Below are 22,918 nucleotides of genomic sequence, written 5' to 3' on the forward strand. Positions count from 1 at the left end.
ATGGCCCCTTCACCCCGAAGCCGCTCGGCTGAACGTCTGGTTGAAATCATTATTGCCCTGCACCGCAACGGAAGCGTTAATCGCCGCGATCTGATGCATAAATTTGGCATTACCGAACGCACGGTGTACCGCGATTTACAGGCGCTTTCCCCGATTATTGAACACGACGGCAAAGGGCGCTATCAGCTGCTGCCTGTGTATCAGCCCTGCCGCTGCGTGCACTGCCCTGAAGCGAACGACGAACCCCCCGCAGGGTTAGATTATTCTCAGTGATCTCAATCACATATTTTCTTCCACCGGGGATGAGCCTTAACCACTCACCCTCGCTTTTGACCGCTCACGCATCGCTTTCAACCACTCACCTATTTACCGTGCTTTACACGCGCGAGGATCTGGCACGATCGCTCCAGCATTAATCAACACCTCCTCACAACGAACCCTGACCCTTTTTTCTTTACATAAAAAACCAGGTCTTATTATGGATACTAAAAAACTACTTAAGCACGTGCCCTGGGCCATACTCGGGATCATCGGTGCTTTCTGTCTGGCGGTTGTCGCATTACGCCGGGGCGAGCACGTCAGCGCCCTGTGGATCGTGGTCGCGTCGGTTTCCGTCTATCTTGTGGCTTATCGCTACTACAGCTTGTACATCGCGCAGAAGGTCATGAAGCTCGACCCGACGCGCGCCACCCCGGCGGTCATTAACAACGACGGCCTGAACTACGTGCCAACCAACCGTTACGTGCTGTTTGGTCACCACTTCGCCGCCATTGCAGGCGCGGGTCCGCTGGTCGGTCCGGTGCTGGCTGCGCAGATGGGCTACCTGCCGGGTACGCTCTGGCTGCTGGCGGGCGTGGTGCTGGCGGGAGCGGTGCAGGACTTTATGGTGCTGTTTATCTCCTCGCGCCGTAACGGTTCGTCGCTGGGCGAGATGATCAAAGAGGAGATGGGCCGCGTGCCGGGCACCATCGCCCTGTTCGGCTGCTTCCTGATCATGATCATCATCCTGGCGGTGCTGGCCCTGATCGTGGTGAAAGCGCTGGCCGAAAGTCCGTGGGGGGTCTTCACCGTCTGCTCTACCGTACCGATTGCGCTGTTCATGGGCATTTACATGCGCTTCCTGCGCCCTGGCCGCGTTGGCGAGGTGTCGGTCATCGGTATCGTGCTGCTGGTTGCCTCCATCTACTTCGGCGGCGTGATTGCGCACGACCCGTACTGGGGCCCGGCGCTGACATTTAAAGACACCACCATCACCTTCGCGCTAATCGGTTACGCGTTCATCTCAGCGCTGCTGCCGGTGTGGCTGATTCTGGCCCCGCGTGACTACCTGGCGACCTTCCTGAAAATCGGCGTTATCGTCGGGCTGGCCATTGGTATTGTGATCATCAACCCGGAGCTGAAAATGCCGGCGGTGACCCAGTACATTGACGGCACCGGTCCGCTGTGGAAAGGCGCCCTGTTCCCGTTCCTGTTTATCACCATCGCCTGCGGCGCCGTATCTGGCTTCCACGCGCTGATCTCCTCTGGCACCACGCCGAAGCTGATGGCCAACGAAACCGACGCGCGCTTCATCGGTTATGGCGCGATGCTGATGGAATCCTTCGTGGCGATCATGGCGCTGGTTGCGGCATCGATTATCGAGCCAGGCCTGTACTTTGCGATGAACACCCCACCAGCAGGTCTCGGCATCACCATGCCAAACCTGCATGAGATGGGCGGCGAAAATACCGCGCTGATCATGGCGCAGCTGAAAGACGCCAGCGCACACGCGGCGGCGACCGTCAGCTCCTGGGGCTTCGTGATTTCGCCTGAGCAGATCATGCAGACCGCGAAAGACATCGGCGAACCGTCCGTGCTGAACCGCGCAGGTGGCGCGCCAACGCTGGCGGTGGGTATCGCACACGTATTCCACAAAGTGCTGCCATGGGCGGACATGGGCTTCTGGTACCACTTCGGTATTCTGTTTGAAGCGCTGTTCATCCTCACCGCGCTGGATGCCGGTACGCGTGCAGGCCGCTTCATGTTGCAGGATCTGTTGGGTAACTTCGTGCCATTCCTGAAGAAAACCGACTCTCTGGTGGCCGGTGTTCTGGGCACTGCGGGCTGCGTAGGCCTGTGGGGTTACCTGCTGTATCAGGGCGTTGTTGACCCGCTGGGCGGCGTGAAGAGCCTGTGGCCGCTGTTCGGTATCTCTAACCAGATGCTGGCGGCTGTGGCGCTGGTGCTGGGTACCGTTGTCCTCGTGAAGATGAAACGCACCAAGTACATCTGGGTCACCGTGGTGCCTGCGCTGTGGCTGCTGCTCTGCACTACCTGGGCGCTGGGTCTGAAACTGTTCAGCACCAACCCGCAGCTGGAAGGCTTCTTCTTCATGGCTAACCAGTACAAAGAGAAGATTGCCGCAGGCGGCGCGGATCTGACCGCGCAGCAGATTGCCAACATGAACCATATCGTGGTGAACAATTACACCAACGCGGGTCTGAGCATTCTGTTCCTGGTGGTGGTGTACAGCATTATCTTCTACGGCATCAAAACCTGGATGAAAGTGCGTAACGTTGAGGGCCGTACGGACAAAGAGACCCCGTACGTACCGGTGCCGGAAGGCGGCGTGAAGACCTCCTCACACCATTAATTAAGCATGTTACTGTAGGCCCGGTAAGCGTAGCGCCACCGGGCTTCTTCTATCTGGAACCCTCAATGTTTGGTAACTTAGGCGAAGCAAAAAAATACCTCGGTCAGGCGGCGAAAATGCTGATTGGCATTCCGGACTATGACAACTACGTTGAGCATATGAAGACCAACCATCCGGATAAGCCGTACATGACCTACACTGAATTCTTCCGCGAGCGTCAGGAAGCGCGCTACGGCGGAAGTGGAGAAGGCGGCGTCCGCTGCTGCTAAAGGAGAAACCATGACCCCGATTGCCGTCACCCTGCTGACCGGTTTCCTCGGCGCCGGTAAAACCACCCTGCTGCGCCACATCCTGAATGAACAGCACGGCTTCAAAATCGCCGTCATCGAAAACGAATTTGGCGAAGTCTCGGTTGACGATCAGCTGATTGGCGACCGCGCCACGCAGATCAAAACCCTGACCAACGGCTGCATCTGCTGCACCCGCTCTAACGAATTAGAAGACGCCCTGCTGGACCTGCTCGACAGCCGCGATCGCGGTGACATCGACTTTGACCGTCTGGTGATCGAGTGCACCGGCATGGCCGACCCCGGCCCGATTATTCAGACCTTTTTCTCCCACGAGATCATCTGCCAGCGCTACCTGCTGGACGGCGTGATTGCCCTGGTCGATGCGGTCCATGCCGACGAGCAGATGAACCAGTTCACCATCGCCCAGTCTCAGGTTGGCTACGCCGACCGCATTCTGCTGACCAAAACCGACGTGGCGGGTGAAAGCGAAAAACTGCGCGAGCGCCTGACGCGCATCAACTCGCGTGCGCCAGTTTACACGGTGACGCACGGCGATATCGATCTCGCTCAGCTGTTCAACACCAACGGCTTTATGCTGGAAGAGAACGTCACCGCGAAACCGCGCTTCCACTTTATGTCCGACAAGCAAAACGACGTGGCGTCGATTGTGGTGGAGCTGGACTACCCGGTAGACATCAGCGAGGTCTCCCGCGTGATGGAGAACCTGCTGCTGTCGTTTGCCGACAAGCTGCTGCGCTATAAAGGGATGCTGTGGATCGACGGCGAACCGAACCGCCTGCTGTTCCAGGGCGTGCAGCGCCTGTACAGCGCCGACTGGGATCGCCCGTGGGGCGATGAAGCGCCGCACAGCGTGATGGTGTTTATTGGAATACAGCTGCCGGAAGAAGAAATTCGGGCAGCGTTTGCGGGGCTGAAAAAGTAAGATACATCAGGGCCAATTTTTAATGGCCCTGATTTCATTACTGTCTCGCATTTTCTATTTTTTTATTCTCATCTCTCTGGCAGAGAAGTAATATTACAGCACAAGCACCAATCACCATTGCTGTATTTCGTTGGATGAAGAGGACATCTGTCAATCCCATAAGAAATAGCGCTGACATATAAAGCAGCAACCCAACATTAAACTTATTCTTTTTTTCGCAGGAAGCTAAAAAACCAGTGACATAAAATAATATAATAGCAATGACGCCAAAAAGTCCCTGTAAACTAAAGCTTTCAATGATATCGTTATGGAAATGATATTTTATAGCTCTGACCGCTTCTGCGCTTTTGTAGTTTTTTTCAATATACTGTCTTGCCTTATTATAACGCTGTTCTGCATCTTGACCAAAAAGTGAAAAACTCGCTACGTGCTGTCCTGCGTCAAGCATAACAAAACGTGCTCCTAAAGATGTGTTAGCATTATTTTTTTGTAATTGCTGGATGTTATCATAAGCCTCAACAATTCTCTTTTGCATCTTATAAGCTATACCTCCGCCAATTACGGATATTGCCAGTAATGCTAAAAACCAATAACGAGGCTTTACATTTCTCAATTCAAAACATGCCAGGACGAAGCAGACAATGAAAAAAGTGCCTATGGCGCCTCTGGTTTCTGTCATCAATAATAAATAAGAGAATATGAAAAATGTAGCAATGTAAAATACAGTACGGTAAAGCTGATTTGAAACTGCTTTTTTAATTAGAGAAAAACACAGAACTGACTGAACAACCATTATATAAGCAGTAGTCGTAGCAGCATCGGCTAGCAATTTAATTCTGTTTATACCAATCGCTTGCTCCTGGTAACCAAACCAAACGGTGAGTAAACCTAGCACAACGCTAGTGCAAGCAGCGAATTTCCAGCTTTGGAATGAAATTACACTTACGGATTTGAGCAAATAAAATGCCATTACTCCTGACAGGATGAGCAACTTTCCGCCAGCATAATAATTGTCTTTAATATCCTGTAAATGTGTCGACGGAAATATCATCGACCAAATTAGCTTACTGGCACCGAGAAGCACAATGCTCAATAAAAAAGCTATTGCGATTTTATTACTCAATAGCCATTGACGAAAACCCTTCCAGTTTTCCAAAAAAAGAAGGCCAAAAATAGAAAGATAACAACCAATGTAAAATAGTTTTCTTGGATAAGCCTCTATAAAAAGATCGCTTCCAATTGTAAACACAATAAGAATGAAAATAATGTTAACATTTAACCTTTTAATGTATTCACGACTTAACATGTTTAGTTTGCCTTTTTTCCAAGAAACGAGTCAAATGATAACGAACAAACATACAGAAAGCTGCAATAAACTGTTTATTATTATTAAGCATTTTATAGCATTTCTTTAGTTCTTTCGCACAACGAGGTCTAACATCTTCAACATCACACCAGGGTGACATTTTTTTATATTTACGATAGTGGGTGCTTATTTGCTGTTGATTCCATAACTGCCATGGTTTATCGCTACCAACATAATGTAACAAAATTGTTTCCTTAGGTGGCTCACGCATGAAATCTCCCTTTTTGTGTCCTGCCTTTATTTGGCAATTATACTTGCCATCTATAAACATTACTTTTTCGTTCAGGACAACATTAAGAGCATCTTGATCAAAATACTTAAAGTCAGCCCCGCGCTCCAGTAAACATTCAAAAACTTTATGCGATATTTTATTTTCATTCCACGTTCTGGCATCGACATAAAGAACGCCAGAATTAAAATAATCGCAACCAGAGATATTAATAGATTCTGAAAGAGCAGTCTGATGCTCCGGCTCCCTGACAGCACAACAAATATTATTTATTGGCTTATGGTTTTCTAATAGATCATAAATACTATTCAGCGCTATAATATCGGCATCAACATATAAAAAATAGCGATAGTTTTTAATTAAATACGGAGCCAGGAGACGAAAATATATTGAGACCGGGAAAATTGAATTTTTAGGAAAAACATCCAGAGCGTCAGCAGATACAATAATAATTGTCAGTGCATGTTGAGTATTCTTGATAATAGACTGCAATCTGGAAAACTCAACTTCATTGCTTTTATCTGTGATAATGAAAAAATGCAATGGAACTTCCGAAGTTTTTTCCATAATTGATAACATCGAGATGCCACAGTGCATTAGAAAATTTTCATCGACACCATAAACAACGGCTGAATATTGAACTTCAACATCGACATTAAAATTCGTTACTTGCACGCCCAATATATTTTCGTTTAAATTAAGAATGGTTGGGTTCATCATTATTTATCGAGCTCATGAATACTTATAATACATAAGATAACAAATAATAGCTGCCTTCCCCAGTACTTTCTCTAATTAGTTTAGCAATCATACAAAACATGATGACCTTGAAAAAATGCAAGGTTAACCTTTTGAATAATATACAAAAAAGCACTATACCCATAGACGCATGGGCACAGTGCTGCATTACTCCAAAAATGGTTGATTAACCATCCGCTCTCATTTCAACGCCTCCGGCAGCGTCACAATCCACAGCTCGCTGTCGGACTCCGGTTTCTTCAACGGCTTCACGCTGAGGGTGGTTTCAACCGGTTTGTCATCCAGCGTCAGCGCCCCCTGCGCGTTCACCCGATAATCCTTGAGCTTCTTGCCTTCGACTGGCTTCTGCATCGCCACCTTCACGCCAAAGTCATTATCGTTCGCTACCGCCAGCGTTTTACTGTCAATCAGCGCCAGTCCTTCGGCCTTTTCCTGCTGCCAGCCCAGCGCACGCAGATCGACTACCTGCGTTTTTTCCGCAAGGGTGATGCCGCGCTGCGCCAGCGTTTTCTCATCATCAAACTCCGGGTATTCGCCCGGCTTGTCGAAGGCGGCCAGATCGCTCGCCTTGCTCAGATCCACCCTGTAGATGAGGTTACGCATTGCGTCGTTTTTATCCTCACCCTGTTCTATCAGCAGGATGGTGTGGTTATCCAGCGCCACTATGTCGCCGATTTTGGCGTCGCTGTTTTTGCTGTAGGCCGCGCTGTCGATGGGGTAGCCGTACATCGCGGTTTTCCCGGTCGCCGGATCGAAGCTGACCAGACGCGTAAACAGCGCCTGTTTTTTGCTCTTCCCGTCGATATCCAGCGTGCTTTGCACGGCGGCGATAATGCGTCCGTCCGGCATGCGGGTCAGCCCTTCGAAGCCCCGGTTTGCCTGACGCCATTTGATAACGTTTGGCAGACCACCCGCGATGGACTTCTCCCCTTCCGTCGCCTGCGGGCCGTGGATCGCGAGGATTTTCCCTTTACTGTCGATGTTAATCAGGAACGGGCCATACTCATCGCACAGCCAGTAGCCGCCCTTCCCGTCCGGCGTGATGCCTTCCGTATCCAGCCCGCGGTTATCGCCTTTCAGCACTTTTAAGGTGTCGCTTAGCGCGATTTCATTGGTGGAGCCAATCACGCCGCTTTGCAGCGGCAGGCCGTTGATCTCGCCTTTATCGTCATGCAGCGGTCGCGCGTCCACGGCCTCCGCTTTACCGTTTTGCACGCGGATCGTCATCAGCAGCGGGGCGAAATTCGGGGTAACAAAGATTTTGGCATCGTTTTTCCCCATTTTTGGCGAATCCGCGTTAGGACCGCGATCGGTCACGGTCGTAAACGTCAGCGCATCGCCCTGCTTGCCCGTGAATAACAAACCCGAACCAATCCCCACCGGGAGCCCGTTCGGGAATGCGCTGGCAAACGCACCGCTGTATTTAACATGCGCGCCTTCGGGAAAGCTGACGACATAGCGCTCCGCGGTTGGCTGTGCCGCCAGGCCAGAGAAAGAGAGCGCACAACCGATTAGCACAGGAATAATTTTTCTTTTCATATTGTTAGCATCCAGTAAGTGAAGCCAACAACGTAATGAAGAAACGTGTCAGAAAAATGACATGTAAAGGCCCGGAGGGACGTATATCAATCACCAGAAATGTAAACCTCTGTCTTTATCTGTGTCAGCTGAAATACTTTTGGAAATTATTAGAAACCCAATTAATTCATGGCGAAGGACTATTTGCGCCTCGTTCATTTTACGTTTAGCCAGGAATGTAAACTGTCCCTAAACGCGAATGTATTGGGCATTGACGATTTGCCATATAAACAATCCACCAACATTTCTCATTCAAAAACCCAACATAAACAGCATAAAAATGCGAGACCTATCACATTTGCAGTCATAAACATCGCTTGTTAAGGTGCCCTCAGATTAATTTAATGACGAGGAAACACTCATGAAAAAACTTAACGTCCTGATCCTTTCTGCTCTGACCGCCGTATCGGGCTCCGCACTGGCCATGGGTGGCAGCATTGAGCAGGGTAAAAACTTTACTAACCTCAATCTGGAAATGGGGAAATCCTCATCCGGCCTGTATGCGGAGAGCAACTGGCTGAAAAACACCGATGATGGCACCCAGACCGGCGGCGTTGGGGCAGGCTACAACCTGGAAGTGGGTCCGGTGATGCTGAACGCTGGCGCGAAAGCCATCTACATTGGCCCGAAAAAAGGCGATAACGGCGTGGCGTTCCCGATTGGCGGCGGCGTTAACGTTGCGCTGACGGACAGCATTCACGTGTTTGGTGAAGGTTATGTGGCGCCAGACGGCCTGAACAACAGCGTGAAGAACTATGTGGAAGCTAACGGCGGCGTAAGCTGGACGCCAGTCAAACCTGTCACGCTGAAAGTGGGCTATCGCCACGTGAGCGTAGACGGTAAAGACGGTCGTCCAAACCACACGCTGATCGACGGCGCATATGTAGGTGGTGGAGTGTCCTTCTAAGCCTGTCTGCGCATTTCGCCCGGCGGCGCTACGCTTGCACGGGCCTACAATGAAGGGTGCAATGTATTAAAATTATTGCACTTTGTAGGCCGGGTAAACGCAGCGCCACCCGGCAAGAAAAGCGGTGCAACGGTTAATGGCAAACCTGCCGGATAGCAGGTTTTTTATTACCGCGTTACTTGCGAACGACCACCAGCTTCTGGTTCACAAACTCTTTGATCCCCAGGTCCGACAGCTCGCGTCCGTAACCCGAACGTTTTACGCCGCCGAACGGCAGCTCTGCCGCAGTGTCGGTGAGCCAGTTGATGTACACCATCCCGGTCTCAATGCGCGACGCCATTTTCTTCGCACGCTCGATGTTCTGGCTGAACACCGCTCCGCCCAGTCCGTAGTGGGAGTCGTTCGCCAGGGCAACCGCCTCGTCGTCGTTTTTCACCACATAAATCTGCGCTACCGGGCCAAAAAACTCTTCGAAATACGCCGGGTTATCGCGCGAGATATTGGTCAGGATGGTCGGCTCAAAGAAGCTCCCGTCACGCTGTACGGGCTTGCCGCCATAGTGCAGCTTCGCGCCATTTTTCACCGCCTCGTTAACCTGTTTAGTTAGCGTCTCCAGCGCGTCTTTGGATGACAAAGGCCCCAGCGTGGTGCTTTCGTCCAGCGGATCGCCAATTTTCACCTGCTTAAACGCCTCGGTGAATTTGCTCAGGAAGGCGTCTGCAATCTTTTCATGCAGGATAAAGCGTTTCGCAGCGGTACAGACCTGCCCGGCGTTATTAAGCCGCGCGTTAACGCCAATCTTCACGGCTTTCTCCAGATCCGCATCGTCCAGCACCACGAAGACGTCGTTCCCGCCCAGTTCCAGGGTCGATTTTTTGATGTGCTTCGCAGCCTGTGCCGCAACCACGCTACCCGCTTTTTCTGAACCGGTCAGCGCCGCTCCCTGTACGCGATCGTCGGCGATGATGTTCGCCACCTGCTCGGACGAGATAAACAGGTTGGTCCACGCCCCTTCCGGCGCGCCCGCCTCACGTACCAGCTGTGCAAAGGTCTCTGCACAGTGCGGCACAATGCTGGCATGCTTGGCGATCACCGGGTTGCCCGCTGCCAGGTTTGGCGCCAGAACGCGCATCAGCTGATAGTACGGGAAGTTCCATGGTTCGACGGCCATCAGCACGCCGATGGGGTGATGTTCAACCCATGCTTCCCCGAGTTCAGAATCATACTTCACCGGGGCCAGGAACTGCTTCGCGTTATCCGCATAGTAGCGGGCGATTTGCGCGCACAGCTTCACTTCGCCGCGGCTTTGTTCGATGAGCTTACCCATCTCCTGACTGGCGATTTTCGCCAGATCCTCCACGCGTTCGTCGATCAGGTCCGCCAGCTTATGCAGCACCGGCAGGCGCTGGCTTATGTCGCCCTTCGCCCAGTCGGAGTGATAGAGCGCATCGGCTGCCTTCAGCGCCGCTTCAACGTCTGCATCAGTGTGGGAGGGATATTCTTTGATGAGCTGGTTCGTGGCAGGATTTACTGTCTGGTAAGCCATATCGAATCTCCTTGTTTTACCGCTTAGGGTATTAAGGGTAGTCAATCTGACTGGCTTTGAAGGTAAAGTTGGGTATATACGGAGGGTTCTTAACAAGACGCTGCCAGGCGATGCGCAGACATGGTATAAAAAACGCTCACCACTGGAGTTCTTATGACCGATACCCGCCACATCCGCCAGACCTTTAACCGCGCAGCAGGCCTTGAGCTGCGTAGTACGTGGCAGAGCACCCGGGCATACAAACGTCATTGCCATCCACAGCTCTCCATCGGCGCGATTGTGGAAGGCCAGACCTGCTGCGTAAGTCACGGCAACGCGTACGTTCTTGAACCTGGTGATCTTATCGTGATCCCGGCTTATGCCCCGCACAGCTGCAACCCCGTTGTCGGGAAGCCGCGCAGTTACCATATGCTCTATATCGACACCGATCTTCCCCTGGGGCTACAGGTTATTCGCGATCCCACGCTCTTTAAGCACTTTCTTGCCGTTGTCGGGACGATGTCCTCCGCATCCGTGGAGACCCTGCTTTCTGCCCTTCCCCGTTGCGCGGGTGAGATGAATGCGCCTCGCTCAACCAGCCAGCAGATTCAGCAGGCGTTACTCTCCGACCTTGCCGCACCGCCTTCCCTTGACGAACTCGCCCAACGATTCTCGCTGCGCAAGGAGACGCTGATCCGCACTTTCAGGCAGGATACCGGCCTGACGCCGGGCAGTTTCCTCAATATTTCGCGCGTGGAGTACGCCAAAGCGCGGCTGCGCGCGGGGGATGATATCGCCGACGTGGGCTACCAGAGCGGGTTTGCCGACCAGAGTCATTTTCATAAGACCTTCGTGAACTATACCGCCGCCACGCCGCGCCAGTACGCCACGGGCCGATCAATATCAGACAATAATCAGGATACGTAACGTCGTAAGGTGACCTCAGATTTGTCACTGAGGTCGCTATGGAACTGTTATTTCCCTCTGCTTTTCTTGCCCTCGCGCTGGCGCATTTTGTTGCCCTGTTAAGCCCGGGCCCGGATTTCTTCCTGCTGGTGGGCTACGCCGCCCGCTACCGGCTGCGTGGCAGCGCCGGATTGTGTCTCGGCATCGCAGCAGGTAACGGGTTGTATATCTTACTGGTGATTATCGGCTGGAGCGCGCTGCGCCAGTTTGGGTGGCTGTTTACGCTAATCGAGCTTTGCGGGGCGCTGTACCTGCTGTGGATTGGCTCGCTCCTTGTGCGAAGCCGCCCGCAGCCGCTGACGCTGAATGAAACCCATCAGCGCTGCCCTTCGCTGCGCAAGCAGATCCTGCTGGGGCTGGGTTCGGCGCTGTTGAATCCCAAAAACGCGTTGTTCTACCTGGCGCTGATGACGGCGTTACTCGGGCCGGACGTCACGCTGCTTCAGCAGGCGACCTGCGGCGTCTGGATGGTGATGGTGGTGCTGATATGGGATTTTGCGCTGGTATCGCTGATAGGGTTACCGGCAGTTCAGCAAAAGCTCAGCCGTTCGCTCTGGCTGATAGAGCGCACGGCGGGGGTAGTATTGATGGGGTTTGGTGGGTGGGTGCTGTGGCGGTTTTTGCACTTTTCCCCCGTATCCCTCTATCCTTAACCCATGGAAAAACATACCGAACTCAAACGCGCCAAGCTTCTTGCGCTGTCGCTGCTGCTGATTGCCGTCGCAGCGTTTATCACCACCCTGTTCCTGCCGCAAACCTTCTGGGTGCGCGGCGTAAAGGCCATTGCCGAGGCGGCGATGGTCGGCGCGCTGGCGGACTGGTTTGCCGTTGTCGCGCTGTTCCGCCGGGTGCCAATTCCCTTTATCTCGCGCCATACGGCGATTATCCCGCGCAATAAAGACCGCATCGGCGATAATCTCGGCCAGTTCGTGCAGGAAAAGTTTCTCGATACGCAATCCCTTGTCGATCTTATCCGTCGCTACGAGCCCGCACAGATGATTGGGAGCTGGTTCAGCCAGCCCGATAACGCCCGGCGCGTGGGGCAGCATCTGGTACAGGTGATGGGCGGTTTTCTGGAACTCACTGATGACGGACGCATTCAGCGCCTGCTCAAACGCGCCGTCCACAAGGCTATCGATAAGGTTGACTTAACCGAAACCAGCGCCGTCATGCTGGAAAGCATGACCAAAAACAACCGTCACCAGGTGCTGCTGGACGCCATCATCAACCGCCTGATTACCCTGATTCAGCGGGAAAGCACGCGGGAATTTATTGCTGACCAGATCGTCCACTGGCTTAAGACCGAGCATCCGCGCAAGGCGATGGTGCTGCCCACCGAATGGCTGGGCGATCAAAGCGCAGAGATGGTGTCGAACGCGGTGAACACGCTGCTGGGCGATATCAGCCACGACCGCACGCACCAGATCCGTCAGGCGTTTGACCGCGCCACGATCAAGTTCATCGACAATCTGAAAAACGATCCGGAGATGACGGCGAAAGCCGAGAATATCAAACACTACCTGAAGAATGACGAGGCCTTTAACCGTTATCTGGGGGAAATGTGGGCTGACCTGCGCCAGTGGCTGAAAAATGACATGCAGAGCGACGATTCCCGCGTGAAGCAGCGTATCGCCAACGCCGGGCTGTGGTTTGGTGAAACGCTGACTAACGACGCCAGCCTGCGGGCGTCGCTGAATGAGCATCTGGAGCAGGCCGCGCACCGCGTGGCGCCGGATTTCGCCGCGTTCCTGACGCGCCATATCAGCGACACGGTGAAAAGCTGGGATGCCAAAGACATGTCACGCCAGATAGAGCTCAATATCGGTAAAGACCTTCAGTTCATTCGCGTTAACGGTACCCTGGTGGGCGGTACGATTGGCCTGATCCTGTTTCTGCTCTCGCAGCTGCCCGCCGTGCTGGGGCATTAATCCGCTTTTGGCGGCGCGATAACGTAGCGCGTCGCCTCGAAGCGGTTCAGGATCAGATGCACCAGAAAGACCATCGTCAGCGTGACCACCAGCGCGAAGGTGACGGAGGTGATGCGGTACAGATCGCTGAACACCAGGTCGCTGTCCGGGTGCATGTTCTGCCCGAACATAATGCCGATGGTGGTGATACTGGCGAAGCCTACCCCGGCGCCGACCTTCTCCATTACGTGCAGACGCGCGCCAAACGCCAGCCCAAGGCCAATCAGCGGCATCATCAGCAGCATATGGCTGCTGTGATCGTAGAGGATAAGCTGGACGACAAGGATATAGAGACACCCCAGCACCACGCCGACCACGCGCCAGATGGAGCTGATAACCGAGCCGCGATAGTGCATCGGGAACAGGATCAGAATGCCCGCCATCAGCGCCGAAAGCGAATCGCTTAAGTCGCTCATCTGGAACACCACGAAAATCAGCGTCGCCACGGTGCCGGAGAGCAGCGACTCGTGGCGCACGCGGGCGTCATCTTTCTCGATCAGCGGCGGCGGCTTACGCGGCTCCACGTCCGGCAGCAGGTAGTTCATCAGCGCGCTCAGGCACACCGCCATCACGCTCGCTTCGATGTTAGAGAATAAAAGCGTGTGCCAGTTGGTGGTGGGGTAGCTCATAAAGTTGAGCATTACGCTCTGGCAAACCACGCCCATCGAGCCGAACAGGAACAGCGGCCCCTTACTCATAAAGCGAAAACGCATCACGTACAGGGCAAACACCACCAGCGTCATAATGACCGGCCACTGGGACAGATAGCCGATGATAAACACCATTTCGACGCAGTTCAGCGAGGCGCTGAAAATAAACTGCTTCGCCACGTGGCGGTTAAACACCGGCACCAGCGACAGCAGCATGATCGGATAGACCACAAAAAACACGCCGTAGCTGGTGTTGTAGAAACTCGAAATACTGAGCGCAATCATCCCGGCAAAGACGATACGCAGGGTCTGGCGAAAGTCGTTTGCCGTATAGACGATGTTGCCGTGCGGGGTAAATACCCGCGCCAGGGTGCTAATAGACATAGTGAAGCAGGCTCACCAGATGGATTTGCATCCCGGAGAAGAATCGCGCAAACGGCCCTTCGCTGTTGTAGAGCTGCACGGTGGCGCGCGCGCCGGTCGGCAGCGGCTTCGGTAAGGCTTCGTCCAGCACCACGTGAATGCGCATACGCTGGGCATCACGCACCCAGCGGTTGGAGGTTTCCGGTTCAGAAAGTTGACCGTTTACGGCCTCCTGTCCGGCGAGGATCCCCGCGTCGCTGCTGGTGACGTGGGCACGGAAAACTTGCCCCGGGAAGGCGTCGAACACCACGGCGGCGTCGGTCCCCTGGTGGGTATGCCGCAGGCTCTTCTCGCGGAAATCCGCCACGATATCGATCCGGGTGTTCACCAGCGCCAGCGCTGCCGAACCGGACGAGGCGTAAAAACCGGGGCTTAATTGCAGGTTACTGACCGTGCCGTCCGCCTCGGCGTAGACCTTCGTCCAGCCAAGATTCAGCTCCGCTTCGTCCAGCGCGTTACGGTATTTTTGCAGCGTCACGTTACGGTGCTCATCCCGCTCGCCGCGCTGAATGCGCAGGTTATGAATATTCGCCTGAATCGAGCTGACGGACTGCTCACTGCTCTGCCAGGTGGTACGAACCTTATCCAGATCCGCCTGCGACACGTTCTGCAAGGTGCTCAGTTTCTGGTAGCGGTCGAAGGTCACTTTATCGTTACGCGCGGTCAGCACGGCGGTTTTCAGGCTGGCCTGCGCCGCGGCAATCTGCGCGTCCAGCTGGTCGTTAGACAGACGCGCCTGTTCCAGCGCGATCTGCGCCGCTTCGACCTTATTGCGAAACGGCGTGGCGTCGAGTTCAAACAGCAGATCGCCTTTCTTAACCTGGCTATTGTTGTGGACATGTACCGCCGCCACATACCCGGAGACGCGGGCAGACACCGGGGTCACCACGCGCATCACGGTGGAGTCCGGCGTCAGCGGGATCCAGATATCCGCGACGATAAAGTAGACAAACATCAGCAGGAAAGAGGCAATACTCACCCTTACCCAGCGGGCAAACTTTTGTTCAGGAGTCATTATTTTTCGGTCTTATTATCTTCTTCGCGGATTGTCCGCAAATTGCAGGCGATTTGATTGAGTGTGGCGCTGAAAATATCGAGATGTTCCGGCGCGATGTTTTGCGATACGCGCGCCTGATACGTCTCAATCACCTGAGAGAGCCTCTCAAGAATGGCTTTTCCCTCAGGCGTCAGCGTCAGCAGCCGGATACGCTTGTCATACGGCGAGACGGTGCGCAGCAGGTAGCCCTGCTTTTCCAGCTGTGTCAGCGTACGCATTAGCGGAGGCAGTTCAATCCCCTGCACTTCCGCCAGCTCGCTGACCGAGACGTTATCCCCAAGTTGATGGAGCTGCATCATCACCGTCCAGCTCGACTGGGTTAACCCGGTGTCGAGGATGGCGTCGTCGATGACTGCGCGCCACTGACGCACGATCATCGCCATCCGCATGCCCATCGGCCTGCGGTTAAACAGATCTTCTTCACTCATGGGGAGCCCTCTCGTAGTACGCCATTACGATAATAGTTATCAGGGTAAGTATCAAGAAACGAGAAGTTAAAGCGCAGGAATTGCGAAAGAGAGCTGAATGATATGCACAGAGCAGTCCCCTCGCCCCTTAGGGGAGAGGGCCAGGGTGAGGGGATAAGGCCAGAGTGCAGCGTTATCAGGATTACTCCAGGTTAGCCTTGTTCAGCCCATATGCCGCATCCAGCGAGCCCGGCTCCATGCGGGAGGTGATCCCCAGACGATTCCAGGCGTTGATCGCTACGATGGCGAAGTTCAGCTCTGAAATTTCCACGTCCGAGAAATGCTCCGCCACGCTGCGGTACAGCGCGTCGCTCACGCCGTGAACGCCAATCTGGGTCAGCGCTTCGGTGAAGGCCAGCGCGGCTTTCTCGCGGGCGCTGAACAGCGGGGACTCGCGCCATGCCGCCAGATGGTACAGGCGCAGCTCGCGCTCGCCAGCAATTTTGGCCTCTTTCGAATGCATATCCAGGCAGAAGGTACAGCCGTTCAGCTGCGACACGCGAATGTCGATCAGGTGCTTCAGCGCCGGATCAATGGAGGTTTTCGCCACTTCAATGCTCAGGGCGGAAAGCGCGTTGGCGAGTGCAGGTGTGGCTTTGTGGTGGTTTACGCGGGTGCTCATTGTCTTTCCTCTTTTTTGTGCGGTTTTTATCATGCGATGAGGCAAATCTACGCCGTTAATGACATAGTAAAAAGACACAAAAAACATGAAATGAGGTAGGACATGAAGCCGGGCTATCACGACATTTATACCCGCTACCGCGACAACATTACGCGCGGCGTACTGAAGCCCGGCGACAAAGTGCCTGCCATCCGCGTGCTGGCTGAAGAGCTGAAGGTGGCGCGCAAAACCGTCGAGACGGCGTATGCCATTCTGACGGGTGAAGGGTATCTGGTGAGTCAGGGTGCGCGCGGCACGCGGGTGAATCCGGATCTTCTGCTACCCGCGCAAAACGCCCCGGCAGAACAAGCGACCGGCACGCTGCCGGCGTCGTTGATTAGCCAGCGCGAACGGGCCGGTTTTCTGCGCCCCGGCATTCCCGCGCTCGACAGCTTCCCCTATAAAAAATGGCTGCTGCTGGCAGGCCAGGCGACGCGCGCCATGCGTCAGGATGAAATGCTCAACCCGCCGGTGCTGGGCTGGTATCCGCTGCGCGAGGCAATTGCCCGCTATCTCAATATCTCGCGCGGGTTATCCTGCACCGCAGAACAGGTGCTGATCACCAGCGGCTACAGCGGCAGCCTGCGCCTGATCCTCGACACGCTCGCCAGCCGCAGCGATAAGGTGGTATTTGAGGATCCGGGCTACTTTATGGGCCAGCAGTTGCTCAAGCGCATTGTGCCCCGCCTGCACACCGTGCCGGTCGATCGCGCAGGGATGGATACGGACTACCTGCTTCGTAATCACCACGATGCCCGCTTCGCCATCGTTACCCCGTCGCACCAGAGTCCGCTGGCGGTGACGCTCTCCCTGCCGCGCAAGCAGCAGCTGCTCGACTGGGCGTCACAAAACGAGGCGTGGATTATCGAAGATGATTATGACGGCGAATTTCACTACACCCGCAAAGTGCTGCCGTCGCTGAAAAGCCTCGACCAGCATGACAGGGTGATCTTTATGGGCACCTTCAGCAAAACCATCATGCCATCGCTACGCATGGGCTACGTGGTGATGCCCGCCAGCACCGTCGGCGCGTTTACCGACAGCGCGGACATTCTCACCAGCGGCCAGCCGGTGCTGACGCAAAAGATCCTCACTGCCTTTCTCAACGAGGGGCATTTTTTCCGTCATCTGAAAAAGATGCGCGCGCTCTATCAAACCCGCCGCGACTGGATGATTGCCGCCCTGCGTGAGGTCTATGGCGATCTGTTTTTCATCGAGCAAAACGACGGTGGAATGCATATTGTCGCGTTCCTCGCAAAGGGAAGCGCTGACCGGGAGATCGCCCGCTGCTGGCAGGAACAGCAATTGCAGGTAAACGCGCTTTCGGCGTGGTATCGCGGATCAGGAAAACGCTACGGGCTGGTGATGGGCTATAACAACGTGCGGTCATATCAGGAGGCGGTTGAGCTGCTGGAAAGGCCGAAACGGCAGACGCAAGAATTACTACTCTGAAATCAGATATCTGCCCAATTAGCACCGATTTAAGATATCGATATAATCTGATGGCTTTTTTTACATTTCTAAGGAAAAGAAAATGAAATCAATTTTGGGATTTGATTATTTATTAACGCCGCGCGTTCTGGTCCTGTTTTACTGGATCGCCATGCTGCTTATTTTTGCAGGCGGTGTGTATACCATGTTCAGTGACCGCCTCATCACTGGCTTTATCGGTACGATATGCAGCCTGGTCGGATGCCGAGTGATGTTCGAACTGATTATGGTGGCGTTCAAGAACAACGAATACTTACGCCGTATCGCTGAAAACACGTCAGTAAAATCCGCCGAATAATCCGCTTGTTATATGCCGGGTGGCGGCTTCGCCTTACCCGGCCTACGTTCTCCTGTAGGCCCGGTAAGCGCAGCGCCACCGGGCAACCCTATGCTCACACATCATGCCGCGACAACCCGACGTCCTTGAGCTGCTCGTCGCTCATCTGGCTCAGAATACGGCGGGTACGGTTGATGCGATACCAGTTACGCAGCGTTTTCGCTATCCAGACAAACGCGATAAACGGACGTTTTGAACGATTCTCGTAGAATTCCATGATGCTCTCCTCGCTGTGCCAGTGGGGTTATCATCATGGAAAACGGCCAGTACAATACAGATTCAAAAACTGCTTTTGTTTACCATACAAATCCGCTAAAACGGTATCTGCATGGTGGTTTAACCATCAATCTGTACTGGTTTAATGCTCTGTATGGTGAAAACAAAGGATACAGCATGACGCGCTATCAACATCTGGCCAACCTCCTGGCGGAACGTATTGAACAAGGGCTGTATCGCAGCGGCGAACGTCTGCCGTCGGTACGCACGCTGAGCCAGGAGCACGGCGTGAGTATCAGCACCATACAGCAGGCCTACCAGATCCTCGAAAATCTCCAGTTGATCACGCCTCAGCCGCGCTCCGGCTATTTTGTCTCGAAACGCAAAGCGCAGCCGCCCGTCCCGGCGATGACGCGCCCGGTGCAGCGCCCCGTGGACGTCACCCAGTGGGATGAAGTGATGATGCTGCTGGACGCCCGCGCCGACAAAGAGATGATCTCCTTTGGCGGCGGCTCGCCGGACATTAACCAGCCGAGTCTGAAGCCGCTGTGGCGCGAGATGAGCCGCATTGCGCAGCATAACCCGGGCGAAATGCTGAGCTATGACGTGCTCGACGGGCGGCTGGAGCTGCGCGAGCAAATCGCCCGCCTGATGCTGGATGGCGGCTCCACCGTCGCGGCAAACGAAATTGTCATCACCAACGGCTGCCACGGCGCGCTGTCGATCGCCCTGCTCTCGGTATGCAAGCCGGGTGACATCGTGGCGGTAGAATCGCCATCGTTTCATGGCACCATGCAGATGCTGCGCGGCTTTGACATCAAGGCCATTGAAATTCCCACCGATCCCGAGACCGGGATCAGCATCGAGGCGTTGGAGCTGGCGCTGGAGCAGTGGCCGATCAAGGCGGTGATCCTGGTGCCAAACTGCAATAACCCGCTCGGGTTTATCATGCCGGAGGCGCGCAAGAAACAGGTCTTAGCCCTGGCACAGCGGCACGATATCGTGATTGTTGAGGATGATATCTACGGCGAGCTGGCGGCGGAGTATCCGCGTCCGCGCACCATTCATTCTATGGACATTGATGGTCGCGTGCTGTTATGCAGTTCGTTTACCAAAACCGTGGCGCCGGGCCTGCGCGTCGGCTGGATTGTGCCGGGGCGCTATTATGACCGGGTGATGCACATGAAGTACGCCGCGGGCGGGTTTAACGTGCCGGGCACGCAGATGGCGGTGGCGGCGTTTATCCGCGACGGCCATTACCATCGCCACGTGCGCCGTATGCGCCAGATTTATCAGCAGAATATGGAGACCTACACCTGCTGGGTGCGGCAGTATTTTCCGGCAGAGATTTGCGTCACCCGCCCGCAGGGCAGCTTCCTGCTGTGGGTTGAGCTGCCGGAGACGGTCGATATGGTGTGCGTCAGCAAGCAGCTGTGTCGGCTGAAGATCCAGGCCGCGGCCGGGTCGCTGTTTTCCGCCTCCGGGAAGTACCGCAACTGCCTGCGGATCAACGTGGCGCTGCCGCCGACAGACAAAAATCGCGAGGCATTGAAAAAGATGGGAGAAGCGATTGTGATTGCGATGGAGGAGGGCTAGTGCGGCCTGATGCCCTCTCCCTCTCCCTCTCCCACAGGGAGAGGGAGAGGGAGAGGGAGAGGGAGAAAACCGTGCCGCACTACTCGTCGAAGTACCAGTAACCCTGGTTGATCAGCCCGGTCAGCTCTTCCACAAACGCCGGATTATTCAGCGCCTCGCCCAGTTCGGCCTGGCCGAGCTCGGTGTAGCGGCACAGCGCATCCGCCCCGTTCACATCCGCCGTTTCCAGCTGTTCGCTGTTGATAAAGAAGCTGCCGTTGATGTTCAGCACGCGCAGCCCGCTCAGGCGGGAGAGCGTCTCGCCCCCTTGCAGCGCGTCGAGCACCTCTTCTGCGGAATACGGCGGCTCGGCGGCGGCAATATCCAGCTCGTGACGCGGCGTGGAGACGAAGCTGCCAAACCATTTCGTGAAATCATCCGGCTTGTTAATCATGTCGATCATCATCTGGCGAATGCGATCAAGCTCGTACTGCTCCACGCGGCCAGGGTGTTCGCGGCAGGTCAGATCCGGATCGCTGTAGTGTTCGCCGCCCAGATCGTTCTCCAGCGCGTAGTCGGCAAAGCTGCTGATCAGATCGCGACCGTTCGGCCCGCGGAAGCCGACGGAGTAGTTGAGCGCGGTTTCATGGGTGAAGCCGTCATGCGGGAATCCAGGCGGAATGTAGAGGATATCGCCCGGCGCCAGATCTTCGTCGATGATCGGCTCAAACGGATCGACGTGCAGCAGGGCCGGATGCGGGCAGAACTGACGCATCGGCAGCTTGTCACCCACGCGCCAGCGGCGGCTGCCCATCCCCTGGATAATAAATACATCGTACTGATCGATATGCGGCCCAACGCCGCCGCCCGGGACGGAGAAGGAGATCATCAGGTCATCAAGACGCCAGTCCGGCAGGACGCGGAACGGACGCACCAGCTCTGCCGCGGGCATATGCCAGTGGTTCACCGCCTGCGCCAGCAGGGACCAGCCGGTTTCACCGAGGTTATCGAAATGCTCAAACGGGCCATTGCTCGCCTGCCACTTGCCGTTAGCGTGGCTTACCAGGCGGCTATCGACTTCCGGCTCCATCGCCAGACCCGCCAGCTCATCAGGGGTAATGGGGTCGACAAAATTTGGGAAGGCATTTTTCAGCACAACGGGTTGTTTTTGCCAGTATTTTTCAAGAAATTCCGGCCAGTTCAGGTTCAGTTGATACGCCATGGTTAGCACCAGTGAGAGGGTAAACAGGCGCGATTATAGGTAAGAAAGCAGAGGGGGAACTTGTCATGGGTCAATCGAGCGCGTGTAGGTCGGGTAAGGCGAAGCCCTCACCCGACGCACACGCGGGCTAAAACTTAATCCAGGTTCAGCTCGTCATAATGGGTGATCAGTTTGCCCACGATGCCGTAGTCCAGCGCTTCCGCCGGTGACATCCAGAAGTTACGGTCGGTGTCTTTCTTCACTTTCTCCAGCGGCTGGCCGGTGGCGTCGGCAATCAGCTTGTTCACGCGCTCCAGCATGCGGATGATCTCGCGCGCTTCGATCTCAATATCCGTTGCCTGGCCGCGCACGCCGCCCAGCGGCTGGTGGATCATAAAGCGGGTATTTGGCAGCGAGTAGCGGTGCTCTTTTTTCGCCGCCAGGAAGATGGTGATCCCGGCGCTTGCCACCCAGCCGGTGCCGATCACGTGCACTTCCGGACGGATAAACTTAATGAAGTCGTGGATGGTGTCGCCCGCTTCCACGTGGCCGCCCTGGCTGTTGATGTACAGCTTGATCGGATCGTTGCTGACGCTTTGCAGCAGGATCATCTGAGTGATGACTTTCTGGGCCAGCTCCTGGTTAATCTCTCCGGAGATGACAATCGAACGGGATTCCAGCAGTTTTTGCTGTAGAGCGCCCGCGCCGTTTGTTCCTTCCGCTTTTTCTTTATCGTCACTGCTTTTCAGTGTGTAGTGCATCGTTATGTCCTCAGCTTGTCGCGCTCAAAATCAGAGTGTAGCCTGTTTTACCCGTCGGCGTCCTCACACAAAACATCGCGTGCGTGCGCTGGCTTCGCCCCCGGAAAGGTCTCTAAAAACAGCGCACCACTCCTAACTAATTCGCCACATTTTTATTACACTTTCATATCATCTTCATATTGATAAATGATAATAATAATTAATGTGTTAGTATGAATGAGGATAGCAAACAGTCGCTTACGTTCAAAAAGGCGCTATTTTATTCTCGATGATTTACTGATCACACACCGGGGCGGTGAATGGAACACATTGTTTATGTGGTTGATGACGATGACACAGTCAGACAGTCCGTTGTCAGGCTGCTGGAATCCGCGGATATACACGCCCTTGGCTTTTCCTCAGCAGAAGCCTTTCTCAGCCATCCCTTTGAGGATCTGCCCTCCTGCGTGATCCTCGATATGCAGATGCCCACAATAACCGGGTTTGATGTCGCAGATGCGCTGAAAGCCAGCGGGCGGGAAATACCGATCATCTTTCTTACCGGTCACGGCACCATCCCTATGTCCGTCCGGGCGATCAAAGGCGGGGCCTACGAATTTCTCACTAAGCCCGTTGAATCCAGCGCGCTCATTGGCTCCATCGAATCCGCGCTCAGGCTGGCACAGCACAACGCCGCCCGCGTCAAAGAGCACTACGCCCTGAAACAGCGCCACATGTCCCTCACGCCGCGCGAGCACGAAGTGCTTGAGCTGGCCATCAGCGGCAAGCTCAACAAGCAGATCGCCGCCGAGCTGGGCGTCAGTGAGATTACGGTGAAAGTGCACCGCCGCCGGGTGATGGAGAAAATGCAGGTCCGCTCCGTGGCCGAGCTGGTCAGGGCCGTCGAGCGCCTGACCAAACATCAGCCAGCGGAATAA

The 22,918-nt window shown here is 54.7% G+C and carries 23 protein-coding genes; 12 read left to right on the plus strand and 11 right to left on the minus strand.

The window, feature by feature from the left end; all coding sequences use genetic code 11:
• From RHN82_RS06485 to yjiA, 4 genes are all read left to right on the plus strand, one after another.
• On the plus strand, window positions 1-273 hold the full coding sequence (locus RHN82_RS06485; protein ID WP_047052542.1) for a DeoR family transcriptional regulator: 273 nt from the start codon (window positions 1-3) through the stop codon (window positions 271-273).
• A 205-nt stretch (window positions 274-478) separates the two neighbouring features.
• Entirely contained in the window at window positions 479-2,632 is a 2,154-nt protein-coding gene (locus RHN82_RS06490) for a carbon starvation CstA family protein (protein ID WP_047052543.1), read from the plus strand.
• A 65-nt stretch (window positions 2,633-2,697) separates the two neighbouring features.
• A complete protein-coding gene (locus RHN82_RS06495) occupies window positions 2,698-2,901 on the plus strand; it encodes a YbdD/YjiX family protein (RefSeq protein WP_003856610.1) in 204 nt (67 codons plus the stop codon).
• Between the two features lie 10 nt (window positions 2,902-2,911).
• Window positions 2,912-3,865 carry a GTPase gene (gene yjiA / locus RHN82_RS06500; RefSeq protein WP_047052544.1) on the plus strand — a complete coding sequence of 318 codons (954 nt, stop codon included), beginning with the start codon at window positions 2,912-2,914 and terminating at the stop codon, window positions 3,863-3,865.
• Between the two features lie 37 nt (window positions 3,866-3,902).
• On the opposite strand, the gene RHN82_RS06505 is transcribed toward yjiA, so the two are convergent.
• From RHN82_RS06505 to RHN82_RS06515, 3 genes are all read right to left on the minus strand, one after another.
• Complete coding sequence (locus RHN82_RS06505; RefSeq protein WP_047052545.1) at window positions 3,903-5,171, minus strand: O-antigen ligase; 1,269 nt, start codon at window positions 5,169-5,171, stop codon at window positions 3,903-3,905.
• Entirely contained in the window at window positions 5,158-6,180 is a 1,023-nt protein-coding gene (locus tag RHN82_RS06510; protein WP_047052546.1) for a glycosyltransferase family 8 protein, read from the minus strand. Before RHN82_RS06510 ends, RHN82_RS06505 begins: the two co-directional genes overlap by 14 nt.
• Before the next feature lie 219 nt (window positions 6,181-6,399).
• Entirely contained in the window at window positions 6,400-7,758 is a 1,359-nt protein-coding gene (locus RHN82_RS06515; protein ID WP_047052547.1) for an esterase-like activity of phytase family protein, read from the minus strand.
• A gap of 400 nt (window positions 7,759-8,158) precedes the next feature.
• On the opposite strand from RHN82_RS06515, the gene RHN82_RS06520 reads away from it, so the two are divergent.
• Window positions 8,159-8,704, plus strand: coding sequence for a YfaZ family outer membrane protein (locus tag RHN82_RS06520; RefSeq protein ID WP_033486712.1), 546 nt, complete (start codon window positions 8,159-8,161; stop codon window positions 8,702-8,704).
• A gap of 175 nt (window positions 8,705-8,879) precedes the next feature.
• Here RHN82_RS06520 and RHN82_RS06525 read toward each other — a convergent pair whose 3' ends face one another.
• Window positions 8,880-10,250 carry an NAD-dependent succinate-semialdehyde dehydrogenase gene (locus RHN82_RS06525; RefSeq protein ID WP_047052548.1) on the minus strand — a complete coding sequence of 457 codons (1,371 nt, stop codon included), beginning with the start codon at window positions 10,248-10,250 and terminating at the stop codon, window positions 8,880-8,882.
• Window positions 10,251-10,403: 153 nt separating this feature from the next.
• Between RHN82_RS06525 and RHN82_RS06530 the strand changes: the two genes are divergently transcribed.
• Genes RHN82_RS06530 through RHN82_RS06540 form a run of 3 tightly spaced genes read left to right on the plus strand, consistent with a single transcriptional unit; the run spans window position 10,404 to window position 13,123 of the window.
• Entirely contained in the window at window positions 10,404-11,156 is a 753-nt protein-coding gene (locus tag RHN82_RS06530; protein WP_047052549.1) for an AraC family transcriptional regulator, read from the plus strand.
• Between the two features lie 38 nt (window positions 11,157-11,194).
• The gene (locus tag RHN82_RS06535; RefSeq protein ID WP_047052550.1) at window positions 11,195-11,848 is read left to right on the plus strand and encodes a LysE family translocator; all 654 of its coding nucleotides are present in this window, start codon (window positions 11,195-11,197) and stop codon (window positions 11,846-11,848) included.
• Window positions 11,849-11,851: 3 nt separating this feature from the next.
• Window positions 11,852-13,123 (plus strand): DUF445 domain-containing protein, encoded by a 1,272-nt coding sequence (locus tag RHN82_RS06540; protein WP_047052551.1) that lies wholly within the window; start codon window positions 11,852-11,854, stop codon window positions 13,121-13,123.
• On the opposite strand, the gene RHN82_RS06545 is transcribed toward RHN82_RS06540, so the two are convergent.
• The 4 genes from RHN82_RS06545 to RHN82_RS06560 all read right to left on the minus strand — a co-directional run bounded on the left by RHN82_RS06545 (window position 13,120) and on the right by RHN82_RS06560 (window position 16,381).
• Complete coding sequence (locus RHN82_RS06545) at window positions 13,120-14,196, minus strand: DUF2955 domain-containing protein (protein WP_017383864.1); 1,077 nt, start codon at window positions 14,194-14,196, stop codon at window positions 13,120-13,122. The two genes, RHN82_RS06540 and RHN82_RS06545, sit on opposite strands and share 4 nt — an antisense overlap.
• Complete coding sequence (locus RHN82_RS06550; protein ID WP_100245294.1) at window positions 14,186-15,253, minus strand: HlyD family secretion protein; 1,068 nt, start codon at window positions 15,251-15,253, stop codon at window positions 14,186-14,188. Before RHN82_RS06550 ends, RHN82_RS06545 begins: the two co-directional genes overlap by 11 nt.
• Window positions 15,250-15,720, minus strand: coding sequence for a MarR family winged helix-turn-helix transcriptional regulator (locus RHN82_RS06555; RefSeq protein ID WP_032647140.1), 471 nt, complete (start codon window positions 15,718-15,720; stop codon window positions 15,250-15,252). Before RHN82_RS06555 ends, RHN82_RS06550 begins: the two co-directional genes overlap by 4 nt.
• Before the next feature lie 181 nt (window positions 15,721-15,901).
• Complete coding sequence (locus RHN82_RS06560) at window positions 15,902-16,381, minus strand: carboxymuconolactone decarboxylase family protein (protein ID WP_047052553.1); 480 nt, start codon at window positions 16,379-16,381, stop codon at window positions 15,902-15,904.
• A 102-nt stretch (window positions 16,382-16,483) separates the two neighbouring features.
• On the opposite strand from RHN82_RS06560, the gene RHN82_RS06565 reads away from it, so the two are divergent.
• On the plus strand, window positions 16,484-17,872 hold the full coding sequence (locus RHN82_RS06565; protein ID WP_047052554.1) for a PLP-dependent aminotransferase family protein: 1,389 nt from the start codon (window positions 16,484-16,486) through the stop codon (window positions 17,870-17,872).
• Between the two features lie 82 nt (window positions 17,873-17,954).
• On the plus strand, window positions 17,955-18,209 hold the full coding sequence (locus RHN82_RS06570) for a DUF4282 domain-containing protein (RefSeq protein WP_047052555.1): 255 nt from the start codon (window positions 17,955-17,957) through the stop codon (window positions 18,207-18,209).
• Between the two features lie 94 nt (window positions 18,210-18,303).
• Here the strand turns inward: RHN82_RS06570 and RHN82_RS06575 are convergent, their stop codons facing one another.
• Window positions 18,304-18,465, minus strand: a complete 162-nt coding sequence (locus tag RHN82_RS06575) for a DUF1127 domain-containing protein (protein ID WP_047052556.1) — start codon at window positions 18,463-18,465, stop codon at window positions 18,304-18,306.
• Between the two features lie 176 nt (window positions 18,466-18,641).
• On the opposite strand from RHN82_RS06575, the gene RHN82_RS06580 reads away from it, so the two are divergent.
• Window positions 18,642-20,060, plus strand: a complete 1,419-nt coding sequence (locus RHN82_RS06580; RefSeq protein WP_047052652.1) for a PLP-dependent aminotransferase family protein — start codon at window positions 18,642-18,644, stop codon at window positions 20,058-20,060.
• Between the two features lie 79 nt (window positions 20,061-20,139).
• Here the strand turns inward: RHN82_RS06580 and RHN82_RS06585 are convergent, their stop codons facing one another.
• Complete coding sequence (locus RHN82_RS06585) at window positions 20,140-21,261, minus strand: cupin domain-containing protein (RefSeq protein ID WP_047052557.1); 1,122 nt, start codon at window positions 21,259-21,261, stop codon at window positions 20,140-20,142.
• Between the two features lie 134 nt (window positions 21,262-21,395).
• Entirely contained in the window at window positions 21,396-22,001 is a 606-nt protein-coding gene (locus RHN82_RS06590; protein ID WP_003863062.1) for an ATP-dependent Clp protease proteolytic subunit, read from the minus strand.
• 299 nt (window positions 22,002-22,300) lie between these two features.
• Between RHN82_RS06590 and RHN82_RS06595 the strand changes: the two genes are divergently transcribed.
• Complete coding sequence (locus RHN82_RS06595; RefSeq protein ID WP_047052558.1) at window positions 22,301-22,918, plus strand: response regulator transcription factor; 618 nt, start codon at window positions 22,301-22,303, stop codon at window positions 22,916-22,918.

The organism is Enterobacter cloacae complex sp. EB5, from assembly GCF_031432835.1.
GTDB classification, from domain to species: Bacteria; Pseudomonadota; Gammaproteobacteria; order Enterobacterales; family Enterobacteriaceae; genus Enterobacter; species Enterobacter hormaechei_C.

Coding starts and splice junctions, on each gene's coding strand:
- RHN82_RS06515 (WP_047052547.1), bottom strand. CDS start 7,758: ATGAAAAGAAAAATTATTCCTGTGCTAATCGGTTGTGCGCTCTCTTTC.
- RHN82_RS06545 (WP_017383864.1), bottom strand. CDS start 14,196: ATGTCTATTAGCACCCTGGCGCGGGTATTTACCCCGCACGGCAACATC.
- RHN82_RS06555 (WP_032647140.1), bottom strand. CDS start 15,720: ATGAGTGAAGAAGATCTGTTTAACCGCAGGCCGATGGGCATGCGGATG.
- RHN82_RS06575 (WP_047052556.1), bottom strand. CDS start 18,465: ATGGAATTCTACGAGAATCGTTCAAAACGTCCGTTTATCGCGTTTGTC.
- RHN82_RS06590 (WP_003863062.1), bottom strand. CDS start 22,001: ATGCACTACACACTGAAAAGCAGTGACGATAAAGAAAAAGCGGAAGGA.
- RHN82_RS06525 (WP_047052548.1), bottom strand. CDS start 10,250: ATGGCTTACCAGACAGTAAATCCTGCCACGAACCAGCTCATCAAAGAA.
- RHN82_RS06485 (WP_047052542.1), top strand. CDS start 1: ATGGCCCCTTCACCCCGAAGCCGCTCGGCTGAACGTCTGGTTGAAATC.
- RHN82_RS06565 (WP_047052554.1), top strand. CDS start 16,484: ATGAAGCCGGGCTATCACGACATTTATACCCGCTACCGCGACAACATT.
- RHN82_RS06580 (WP_047052652.1), top strand. CDS start 18,642: ATGACGCGCTATCAACATCTGGCCAACCTCCTGGCGGAACGTATTGAA.
- RHN82_RS06535 (WP_047052550.1), top strand. CDS start 11,195: ATGGAACTGTTATTTCCCTCTGCTTTTCTTGCCCTCGCGCTGGCGCAT.
- RHN82_RS06490 (WP_047052543.1), top strand. CDS start 479: ATGGATACTAAAAAACTACTTAAGCACGTGCCCTGGGCCATACTCGGG.
- yjiA (WP_047052544.1), top strand. CDS start 2,912: ATGACCCCGATTGCCGTCACCCTGCTGACCGGTTTCCTCGGCGCCGGT.
- RHN82_RS06540 (WP_047052551.1), top strand. CDS start 11,852: ATGGAAAAACATACCGAACTCAAACGCGCCAAGCTTCTTGCGCTGTCG.
- RHN82_RS06530 (WP_047052549.1), top strand. CDS start 10,404: ATGACCGATACCCGCCACATCCGCCAGACCTTTAACCGCGCAGCAGGC.
- RHN82_RS06585 (WP_047052557.1), bottom strand. CDS start 21,261: ATGGCGTATCAACTGAACCTGAACTGGCCGGAATTTCTTGAAAAATAC.
- RHN82_RS06595 (WP_047052558.1), top strand. CDS start 22,301: ATGGAACACATTGTTTATGTGGTTGATGACGATGACACAGTCAGACAG.
- RHN82_RS06570 (WP_047052555.1), top strand. CDS start 17,955: ATGAAATCAATTTTGGGATTTGATTATTTATTAACGCCGCGCGTTCTG.
- RHN82_RS06520 (WP_033486712.1), top strand. CDS start 8,159: ATGAAAAAACTTAACGTCCTGATCCTTTCTGCTCTGACCGCCGTATCG.
- RHN82_RS06510 (WP_047052546.1), bottom strand. CDS start 6,180: ATGATGAACCCAACCATTCTTAATTTAAACGAAAATATATTGGGCGTG.
- RHN82_RS06505 (WP_047052545.1), bottom strand. CDS start 5,171: ATGTTAAGTCGTGAATACATTAAAAGGTTAAATGTTAACATTATTTTC.
- RHN82_RS06495 (WP_003856610.1), top strand. CDS start 2,698: ATGTTTGGTAACTTAGGCGAAGCAAAAAAATACCTCGGTCAGGCGGCG.
- RHN82_RS06560 (WP_047052553.1), bottom strand. CDS start 16,381: ATGAGCACCCGCGTAAACCACCACAAAGCCACACCTGCACTCGCCAAC.